The 10605-nt window shown below is 41.6% G+C and carries 8 protein-coding genes; 4 read left to right on the top strand and 4 right to left on the bottom strand.

The annotated features are described in order from the left end of the window. The first annotated feature begins 65 nt into the window (after positions 1-65). Together ACSFVZ_RS16835 and ACSFVZ_RS16830 are read left to right on the top strand one after the other, a co-directional pair. The gene (locus tag ACSFVZ_RS16835) at positions 66-482 is read left to right on the top strand and encodes a hypothetical protein (RefSeq protein ID WP_435559272.1); all 417 of its coding nucleotides are present in this window, start codon (positions 66-68) and stop codon (positions 480-482) included. 128 nt (positions 483-610) lie between these two features. After that, the gene (locus tag ACSFVZ_RS16830; protein ID WP_435559271.1) at positions 611-1180 is read left to right on the top strand and encodes a DUF2799 domain-containing protein; all 570 of its coding nucleotides are present in this window, start codon (positions 611-613) and stop codon (positions 1178-1180) included. Here ACSFVZ_RS16830 and ACSFVZ_RS16825 read toward each other — a convergent pair. Both ACSFVZ_RS16825 and ACSFVZ_RS16820 read right to left on the bottom strand, forming a co-directional pair. Next, positions 1166-2848, bottom strand: coding sequence for a sensor domain-containing diguanylate cyclase (locus tag ACSFVZ_RS16825; RefSeq protein WP_253038763.1), 1683 nt, complete (start codon positions 2846-2848; stop codon positions 1166-1168). The genes ACSFVZ_RS16830 and ACSFVZ_RS16825 overlap by 15 nt on opposite strands. Positions 2849-2958: 110 nt before the next feature. Further along, positions 2959-4275, bottom strand: coding sequence for a DASH family cryptochrome (locus ACSFVZ_RS16820; RefSeq protein WP_435559270.1), 1317 nt, complete (start codon positions 4273-4275; stop codon positions 2959-2961). 236 nt (positions 4276-4511) lie between these two features. Between ACSFVZ_RS16820 and ACSFVZ_RS16815 the strand changes: the two genes are divergently transcribed. Continuing rightward, a complete protein-coding gene (locus tag ACSFVZ_RS16815; RefSeq protein WP_435559269.1) occupies positions 4512-6149 on the top strand; it encodes a BamA/TamA family outer membrane protein in 1638 nt (545 codons plus the stop codon). On the opposite strand, the gene ACSFVZ_RS16810 is transcribed toward ACSFVZ_RS16815, so the two are convergent. Continuing rightward, a complete protein-coding gene (locus ACSFVZ_RS16810; RefSeq protein ID WP_435559268.1) occupies positions 6146-6619 on the bottom strand; it encodes a VOC family protein in 474 nt (157 codons plus the stop codon). The two genes, ACSFVZ_RS16815 and ACSFVZ_RS16810, sit on opposite strands and share 4 nt — an antisense overlap. Positions 6620-6687: 68 nt before the next feature. Next, entirely contained in the window at positions 6688-7944 is a 1257-nt protein-coding gene (locus ACSFVZ_RS16805; RefSeq protein ID WP_138556608.1) for an MFS transporter, read from the bottom strand. A gap of 251 nt (positions 7945-8195) precedes the next feature. Between ACSFVZ_RS16805 and ACSFVZ_RS16800 the strand changes: the two genes are divergently transcribed. Beyond that, positions 8196-10565: a TonB-dependent receptor domain-containing protein gene (locus ACSFVZ_RS16800; RefSeq protein ID WP_435559267.1), complete on the top strand. Its 2370-nt coding sequence runs from the start codon at positions 8196-8198 to the stop codon at positions 10563-10565. Positions 10566-10605: the final 40 nt, after the last annotated feature.

Raw genomic sequence — 10605 nt, 5'->3', positions numbered from 1 at the left:
TTTACACCCAAATTTGTATGCTTATTAGCATAACATTTCTTTCTTAATGGGTGGCCAAATTAACTATGCCACTACAAAACGAGCAAGTATGCGAGTTTAAAATGGAGTTCTTTCATCCGTTTTATTCGTGGAAAGTGCTGCAATATCCTTTAGCAGTCTCAGTTGAATATGTACGTAAACACCGTTTTTATCAGCGCTGGCTGAAAACCAGTTATCCCCGTGCCATGCTTGCACCATGGCAAGCCTATCCGGGCCATATGCCCTGCCCAATCAAAGTAAACTACCAATCGCAGTGGCAATTTAACAATAACAACCTGATGCGTTTTGGTGAGCTGTTTAAGCTATGGTACGAGATCATGCGCTTTGACCGTCATCAGCTTATAAAACGCAGTCACTTTACCGCGTTATGTATATTGCAATTAGTACATTTAAAAAATGCACAGCCAAATATTCGCATCGCCCAGCGGTTCTGTCAGTGGTGATGGATACTAACCGGCAATAATACTTAATCATGTGAAGGAATTGTTATGAAATACAAAAACAACTTTCTAAAAAATAATATTTCAGGCTAGAATCAAGTCAGTTATTAATAGTTCAAGCTGAAATTTCAATGAGAAAATGGATCCTTGCCCTGCTTCCTTTAACCGTATTAGCAGGCTGTACCTCGGTAAGTAAAGATGAATGTTTACAAGCCAATTGGCATGGTATTGGTTATAAGCATGGTGCAGATGGCACTGAGTATCGTGATGGCATAGATGCCTTATCACAATGTAGCGAATATGGCGTAAGTGCCAATATTGCTGAATATAAAGTGGGATATGATCAGGGTCTGGCGGTGTATTGTGAGCCCGAAAATGGCTTTACGCTTGGCATGCAAGGCGCATCTTACAATGGCGTTTGTAACAGCACTGCTTTTCGTAAAGCATGGCAAGAAGGTAATGATAGGTACGAAGTACAGCAAAGACTGATATACATTGATGACCGAATTAACGACATTGACCGCCGCTTAAAAGATATTCGCGCAGAGCTAAATAGCAACCAGCTTGATAATGGCCAGCAAAAAGAGCTTTATCGAGAACGCAAAGATTTAGAAAACGAACGCAAAGATTTACGCAAAGAGCGTGCCTTACTACCGCTTTTGAATAAGCTGCCGAGTGTCGAAATTTCAACCGAGTGGTGATGCTTTATGTTTAAGCTTCATTTTATACATTTGCTCGTCAGCTGAGGCGAGCAACTGTTTGGCATTTTTACCATCCTCTGGAAACATCGCAATACCAAAACTTGCACTAACGGGTAACAATGTTGCGTAACGCTTGGCAACTGCTTCAACCGCTTTTTGACAGCGCTCGGCAATATCCTGACAAACAAAGCGTTTTGCTAAGGTCGGCAGTAGAATAACAAATTCGTCCCCGCCAATACGCGCCAACACATCATTATCTCTTAACTGTAATGAAAGTTGCTCACTGATATCTAACAGTAAATTATCGCCCTTTTCATGGCCAAAAGTATCATTAACAAGTTTGAAGTTATCGAGGTCTATATAGATTAACGAAAAGTGATTATGCTCAACGGGCGCTTGCATTGAAAATGCATTCAATTGAATATCTAAGCCACGTCGGTTTAGTAATTTAGTTAATGGGTCTTGATTGACTAATTCACTTAATAATTGTCTGTTTGCCACCTCTTGTGAAATATCATCAAATGCGCCAATGTAATGACTTACATTGCCGCTGTCATCATATAAAGCATCAATCGATAATAACTCAGGAAATACCTCGCCTGATTTACGTTTATTCCACACTTCTCCTTGCCAAGAGCCATCAGCAAGTAATGTCTGCCACATAGATTTGAAAAACTCACAAGGATGACGGCTAGAAGATAAAATGGCAGGGTTTTTTCCTAAAACTTCAGATTTTTTAAAACCCGTTATCTGTTCAAAAGCAGGGTTTACATCAACAATTTTAGGTTCTGAGGTGGTGATTATGATGCCTCTACTGGTTGTCGAAAAAACAGCTGTAAGTAGTTTTATTTGCTCGTTATTTTTAATTTCTTCGCTAACATCTTCTAAGTACCCATTCCACTCAACACTTCCATCTTTATGTGCTACAGGTGAAGACTTGCCTTCAACCCATATTAATCCCTTGGTTGGATGATTAACCCGAAAAACCTCATGCCAATCGTCTAGACTAACACGTGACCGCACAACACTTTTGTAAATACGTTCATAATCATCTGGATGAACTGTGTCTGTTAAGATACTGGCTGATTGTTTTATTTCTTCAGGTGTACACCCATAAATATCAACCACCTTAGTTGTTGCAAAAGGAAATGATGCATGGCCTTGCTCATCAATTACAAATTGATAAACAAACCCGGGAAGATTGTCAGTAAAGGTTTGTAGCTTAGCGTGCAAAAACTCTATTTCACGTTCTTTGAGCCATTGTTCTGTAATATCAATGTGAACCCCTAGCATCCATTCAGGATTACCTGCTTCATCCCAGCTCTGCACCTTACCTTTATCAAGCACCTTTACCCAGTGCCCTTTTTTATGCTTCATACGAACATCACAAATATAACGCTCAGACTCACCACGAAAGTGAGCATTAAGAAGCTTTTCTGAATTTTCTAAATCATCTGGGTGGGCTAAATTCATCCATGTTTCTATCGATACAGGCTTTAATTCGTCTAAGGTGAAGCCAACGATTTTAGCCCACTTATCATTAAAAATTGTTTCGCCGGTTTGTATATTCCAAAGCCAAATGCCTGCATCACTGCCATCAAGAATTAATTGAGCCACATCTAAACCTAGCTTAGATTTGACCGTCTCATAGCCTTCACTAAATATCATAGTTTTCCTTGCTCGCTAACCCAATGGCACCAATCAAGCCTCTATATTTATATTAGTTAACAAACAATAAAACCTCTAACAGAGTAGGCAAGTATATTGATCTACAACAGCTAAGTGGCTATTGGCCAATCAGCTGCATCGACAACATCAATAAGCTCAGAGACTGTAACATCACCTTGCCATTTGCGAATGAAACGAGCCAAAGGGTCATACAGCGCTGTTTGCTTATTAATATGAAAGTGCCGCCCTCCTCTGGGGTCAACACCGACACCCGCAATGTATTGCCAATTCCCCCAATTAGCTGCTACATCATAATCAATGAGTTGCTGTTCGAAATACGCTGCACCATAGCGCCAATCAAGTTCAAGCTCGTTAACTAAACAACTTGCCGCAATTTGCCGCGAGCGGTTAGCAATATAGCCTGTCGCATTAAGCTCATGCATTATTGCATTAACCAAAGCAAATGGCGTGCGACCTTGGCACCACGCATTAAAGCGCTGGCTGTTAAAAGTCGTCAGCGGTGCGCTTTGCTTTTGCCCTTTAAAATGGAAAAGTTTTGCACCAGCCTGTACCGCATGCCACTTAAAATATTCGCGCCACAGTAATTCAAACTTTATCCAATAGCTCGACTCATTCGCACCGTTTTTAAGCTCATATACTTCAACTTCTCGGTATAGCTGTTTTGCGCTAATTGTGCCACCAGCGAGCCATACACTAAACTTGGTACTGTTACTAAAACCATCTAACTCGTTACGCGTTTCTTTATAACTGCTTGGCGCTTTAGACGAAAAGTAAGCATTGCAATGCTGCTGAGCTGCAATTAAACCACCTTTAAAACTGCCTGAGTGAGCAGGAACATCATCAATAGGGTTGTCAGGGCATAGTTGTACAGGATGAGGTAAGTGGCTTACCGCTGGCAAAGGCGCTGCTATAAAGGTTGGCTCAGCTTCTACCTTGTTACGAAAAGCAGTAAAGTTTTTTGGTAGGTTATCAAGTTGAAAAGGTAAGTCACTTGCCTTGAACAAGGTATCTTGCTGATAGGTTTTCACCGTCACATGTGGGCATAATGCTTTGATTTTATTGAGCTGCTTTTGCTCATAAACACCAACCTGCTCAGTACAAACCAATGTTTCAATTTCATATTTTTGCAATCGCTGACTGATTACTTGATCAGGCTCACCAGTGATCACATGCAGTGTTTGCCCAAGCTTCTCAACTGTTTGTGCAAATGCCGCGAGACTCTCACGTAAAAAGTTGAATTTATGCGTACCAAACGATTTCGACTGATAGTTAGTTTGCCTAAACCAGCGTGGCTCAATCACAAACACTAAATCAAGCTCACCATCAAAATCAGCTAACTCAGATAGAATTTCATTGTCGACTAGGCGTAAATCATTTTGCAGCCAATATAAAACACGCTTTTTCATTACTTACTCTATTAGAAACCTTAAGAAATCATACGTAAGCCAGCTATTTCACGATTAATTTCGCCTTAGTTGATTATCATATCCCTTATTAATCATAACCTTACAATCTTCAATCAAGTTTAAGTTTTAGTTAAGTTTTTCTTAAGTTAGCGATTTTATGCTGATAACTGTAAAGAATTTAAAGGTTGATAAAGCAAATCGCCGCGTCTCCTTGGTATTTAGTAGGCATAACAAAGATGAATAAAATAACCTCCGTTTTATTATTTTCATGCACTGCTACAGGGACAGTTTATGCAAAAGAACCTTTAAGCTTAGATGTGGTTTGTGAAGTAAAAAGCAAACCTACAACTGAGTTGAGTGAAGATAAAGACATCTTCGTTGATAAACTCAATATTGATACGCATACGATTTTTGACGCCAATGATCCTGAAACGACTGCACTGCATCGCTTTATCAATTGGCTACATATTGATACCAAGAAAAACGTAATCAGCGAACAGATAACCTTTAAAGAAGGCGACCAAGTTAGCGAACGTCAGCTTCAAGAAGCAGAGCGCATCCTACGCGGCAAAAAATACTTAAGAGATGCCAAAATTAGCTATACAAACGACTGCCTTGAAGATGAGCCACGCGTGGTGCAAATCGATACCTGGGATACCTGGAGTTTATTACCAACCATTAATTTTGGGCGTAGTAGCGGCAATAATAAGTACAGCTTAGGCTTTAAAGAAGAAAACTTTTTAGGGTACGGTATTCGCGCATCATTAAAGTATAAATCAGATCATGAACGCTCTGGCTACCACTCAGTACTGCAGATGCCAGTGCCTTGGCAACCTCATGCAACTCTCACTTTACAAGCTGATGATTACGATGACGGGCAAGTCTTTTTAGTGGATTATCATCAGCCTTTTTATCAACGCAGTAGTGACGCCCTAATGCGCTACTTTGCACAATCTCAAAAGCAAAAAAGTTATATCTATCAAAATGGCATGACTCGTTCAGAGTTTTTTACTGATGAATTAATCGCCCAGTTTGCTTACGGCGGAATTTTATCGCAAGACAGCCAGCAAACCTTCCACTGGCTTGCTGGGATTGACTACCAAGATGTCAGTTACCGACCTTTTGAAACAGAGCCTTTGCTTGCAGGCCTTAACGATTACACCATTGCAGCGCCTTGGGTAGGATTACATTGGATAGAGGACAATTACGCCGTATTGCACGATATTGACCTAATAAACCACAACGAAGACGTTAACCTCGGTTGGGAGCTAAATTCAAAGTTTGCCATCGATACCGTAAATTTTGGCCAAGGCTTTTTATTTGATACAAATCTTACCAAAGCGTGGTTTAACAATAACGCCTTGTATCGATTTGCCGCTGGAATAAAAGGCAATGTCGGAACTGAGCTTGATGACCGTTTAGCGCTTTATTCAAAAGCACAAATGAACTATCGCTGGTCAGACTCATTTGCTTTTTATGCGCATGTAAATGGTCATTGGCAAAACCATGAATTTGCTGACAAACCACTGGCTGTTGGCGGTGAAGAAGGTATGCGTGGCTTCCCAGAAAGTTACCAACATGGTACTTCAAGCGTACAAGCAACGGCTGAGCTAAGAATGTACCCTAATATTAATTTGTATCAGTTCGTAGATGTAGGCTTTGTTGGCTTTGTTGATGTTGGGCAGGCATTTGGCAGCACTGAAACTGCGAATATTTCAGATTCAATGCTAACCAGTGCGGGTGTGGGTATTCGCCTATATTCATCGCGCTCAAGTAACGATAATGTTATCCATATCGACTTTAGTACGCCACTTGGCAGTTACCAAGAGGTTGATTCATGGCAAATAGGAATGTCGGTTGAAACAACTTTTTAAGCATCTTGCTCTTTACTCATAAGCTCGCTCATACGCTGCATCAGCTCTTGCTGACTGAGGTCTTCTTTGTGTGTGCCTATAGTCCATATATGGCCAAAAGGGTCTTCTAAAGTCCCTGATCTGTCGCCATAAAATTGGTCATGCACGGGGCGCAGCTCTTTCGCGCCAAGCGACAAAGCTTTAGCAAAAACAGCATCGACATCTTCAACATACAGCATAATGCTCACCGGTGTACCGCCAAGTTGTTGCGGCGACTTAAATTGCACATCAGGGCAATTATCAGAAAGCATAATATGAGAGTCGGCTATTTTTATTTCAGCATGCGCCACTCCACCATCAGGCAGAGGCATTTGCATTACAAGTTCAGCAGCAAAAGCTTGTTTGTAGAACTCTATCGCCTTAGTGGCACCTTCAATAACCAAATACGGGGTTACCGCATGGAAACCTTTTGGGATTGCAGAAACAGCCATGTTACACCTCAACGTTAAATGTGTGAGTTATAAAGGTAGCAGCTGTTGTGCAATTTCACGTTATAAATTTACTTTGATAATGAGTTTGCAAAATCTGGTCTGGGTAGCTTTTCGAGTATGGCGTATAAGTAAATCACCACAAGGCAAAGCCCTCCCGCTACAAAAAACAAGGTTGGGCCATCGTAATAATCTAAAATTAAACCACCACCGAGTGGTGCTAAAGCAAATCCTAAATCATAAAACGAAGCCGCACCAAAGTACGCACCACGAAGATGAGATGGCGCGAGCCTATCGAGGTGCACGTTCATCGTCGGAAATAAAATGGTTTCGGCCAAACTCATCACCACTATTGCACCAATCCAGCCCCAAAATAAATCGATCGGATTAAGTGCTAGCCAAAACTGCGACACCATTAATAGCACTAAACCAATTTGAATTCGCACCGTTAAGTTAAATCGTGCCATCATTTTTAACAGCAAAAATTGGCTTGAAATGATCACTAACGCATTGGTAAATATCAGCGCAGAAATCAATGCAAGTAGGTCGGGTGCCTCTGCACGAGTGAGGTATTGTATGAGTGAACTATCCATTTGCGCATAAATAAACATGCACAAAATATTGGCTAAAATTAAACATTGCAGCAGTTTATCGGCAAATAAAATACGTAAGATTTGCTTGCCCTGTACAGCTGGCTTTTTCTCTTCGGGCTCGTCAATTGCGGCAGTATTTTTTGCAGCTTTATCACTAAAATTAAAGCCCCAAACAAGTAGCACCAATAAAATAGCAAATGCTGCTGCGGTAATATAAAAGCTCGACTGCTCACCTGTTAAACCTAGCCATACTCCAGCTAATGGCCCCACCGCACAGCCCACATTTACAATAAAATACAGCGACTGCATGGCCAGCTCGCGAGTTTGTGCATCATCAATAATATCGCCAATCGCCGCACTGGTTAATGGTCGCCAAAGTGCGGTTGCTATCGAGCATAAGGTCATCACAATCACATAACCGGCCACGGTTTCTACCTCAGCCAACAGCGAGAAAGAAATAATATACAACACGCCGGTAATGTACATCAGCGTATGCCGGCCCACTTTATCTGAGAGGCTACTGCCAATAAAACTGGTGAACACAGAAATCACGGCTGCACTGGTAAGTACCAAACCAACTTCTGTCGCCGATAAAGCAAACTTTTCATACAAGATCACCGCAAGAAATGGCCACACCATGTAATAGCTGCCACGGGTAATAAACGAGCCAAATAAGAAGATCCACATAAGCACAGGAAACTGCTTAAAGCGCGCTAAAGAGATATCTGAATTCATTACTAAAATTTTAATTGTGATGGTTAAAACAATATACCTCAATAACCTCTGCTAAGAGTATTTAATCTACAGCTCATTTGTAACACCGCATTAATTAGCTAAGAACCAAAACAACTCAACTAAAAATATTATTTAATGAGTTAAAGCCTAAAAAATCTAAATACGAATAATTATTGATTGTATTTTTAATTTCTGTACCATACGCACCGTTCCTCAAAGGGAAAATCAACATAAAGAACTGGAAACCTACAATGAAATCAATAAAACCAAGCTTACTGGCGCTTGCCATAGCAACACATTTTTCAGCCTTTGCTGATGACGCTAAGCCTAAACAAGATATGGAACGTTTAGTGATTACTGCAACAGGCTTTGAGCAAAAAGTTACCGAAGCACCTGCAAGTATTTCAATTATCACCAATGAAGATATTAAGTCTCATGCCTTCACCTCAGTGCTTGATGCTGTTCAGTATTTAGAAGGTATCGACATTGGCACAACTCGTGATAAAACCGGCCAAGGCAGTGTGAGTATGCGTGGTTTAACAGGTGAATACACCCTGTTACTCATTGATGGTAAACGCCAAAATAACCATGGCGATATTTATCCAAATAATTTTGGTGGCAACGCGTTTAACCACGTACCACCAGTTGATGCCATTGAGCGTGTTGAAGTTATTCGCGGCCCTGCATCAACGCTTTATGGTGCAGATGCGCTGGGTGGTGTAATCAATATCATCACTAAAAAGCACACAGACAGCTGGAGTGGTGCAGTATCTTTTAGCCGTTCATTACAACAAAACGATGATTTTGGTGATGACATTACCACTGACTTTAGTGTGATGGGTCCGCTTATCAAAGACGTTTTAAGTTTAGGTGTACGCGGCAGTGTTTACGAGCAACAAGCATCATCGCCAACATTTGAACCAGCAACCGATCCAAATGGTGTTGTACATGTTCGTTCATTAGGCTTTGGGAGTGGTGGTCGTACCGTTGATAACACCAACGAGCAGTATGGCTTTACGTTAACTTATACTCCGTTTGAGTCTCATCATTTACGTTTTGATTATGATAACTCAAGCCAAGTTTACGACAACACGCCAAGCTACGACATTGAATCAGGCACCATTACTTACCCACTTGGCACTAAAGATAATATTGAATCAATTTGGCAAGACCGCCGCGGCCAAGTAAACCCGCGTGCAGGTTATGCAGCAGACCAAGAGTTTGATCGTGAATGGTGGTCATTCAGCTACGATGGCGAGCTTGATTGGGCAACGTTGAAGGCCTCGGTTTCTTATGTTGATACGCAAAATCATGGCCGTACTTTACCGCTAAGTGTAAGCGAGCGATTGAAGCTGCAAGCGATGTACGATGGTACTGGCGAATACGAAGGAATGGACGAGCAAGCACGTAAAGACTTAGCTGAAGAAACTTTCCTACCACGCCCTGCTCGCCCACTAGAAAGCAGCCAATATACTTATGACTTACGCTTTGATATTCCTATCACAGGCAGCTTTGGTAGCCATAATCTAGCAATTGGTGGTCAGTTAATTGATGGCGAGTTAAAAGACGGTGTATTTGGTCTTGAAAGTGACCAAGCAGGTAAAGTACAAGAGCAATACATGTACTCAATCTTTGCCGAAGATAACTGGATGGCAACCGACAACTTTACCTTTACATTAGGTGCTCGTTACGATGATCATGATGTATTTGGCAGCCAAGTATCACCGCGCGTTTACGGTGTCTATAACCTCTCCGACACTTGGACGCTAAAAGGGGGTGTAAGTACGGGTTATAAAACACCACAAACCACTGATCTTTATGACGGTATTACCGGATTTGGCGGTCAAGGCACAAGCCCGTTTGCGGGTAACCCAGACTTACAACCAGAAACCAGTGTGAACTCTGAAATCGCCCTTTACTGGACTTCGCTTGATGGCGATCACAACATCAATGTGACTTACTACAACACCAAGTTTGAAGACAAAATTGCCAGCGGCGACACTATTTTAAGCTGTGAGCAAACTAACGATGTACGCCCTTGTGTGAACTTAGGTCAGTACGATCAACTTGGCTACGATAGCTATAGCCAAAAAATCAATATCGACGAAGTAGACCTACAAGGTGTTGAAATTGCAGGCCAATATACTATCACCAAAACAGTGTCTGTTAACGGTAACTACTCCTGGACTGATAGCGAACAAAAGAGCGGCCCAGAGCAAGGTCAGCCACTAACGAACTCCGCTGAGCACATGGCAAACCTTACTCTAAACTGGGAAGCGACTGACTTTATGAACCTATACCTACAAGGTGTATATCGTTCAGACCGTTACCGCGGCTGGGATAACGTGCACGACAAAGCGCTGTACTACAAAAATTACAACCTACTTAATTTAGGTGCGCAGTTTTATGTAAATGAGTACGTGCAAATCAATGCCCGCGTAAACAACCTATTAGACGAAGATTTCACCTCATATAGCACTAGCTATACCGACCTAAATGGCGATGGTGAGTATGAATACCTAACAGGTCGTGGTGTAATTAGTGAAGTCACATTCACAGACGACTACAACGTTAAAGATAAAGGCCGTAACTTCTGGATTGGCGTTACCGCTTACTTCTAAGAAAACTCCCTGACAATAGACAGCATGTAGCCATATGCTG

The sequence above is a fragment of the Pseudoalteromonas nanhaiensis genome (genome assembly GCF_051235485.1).
Lineage (GTDB): Bacteria > Pseudomonadota > Gammaproteobacteria > Enterobacterales > Alteromonadaceae > Pseudoalteromonas > Pseudoalteromonas lipolytica_C.
Note: the sequence above shows the minus strand (reverse complement) of the source record. Positions and strands in the feature narration are given on the sequence as shown.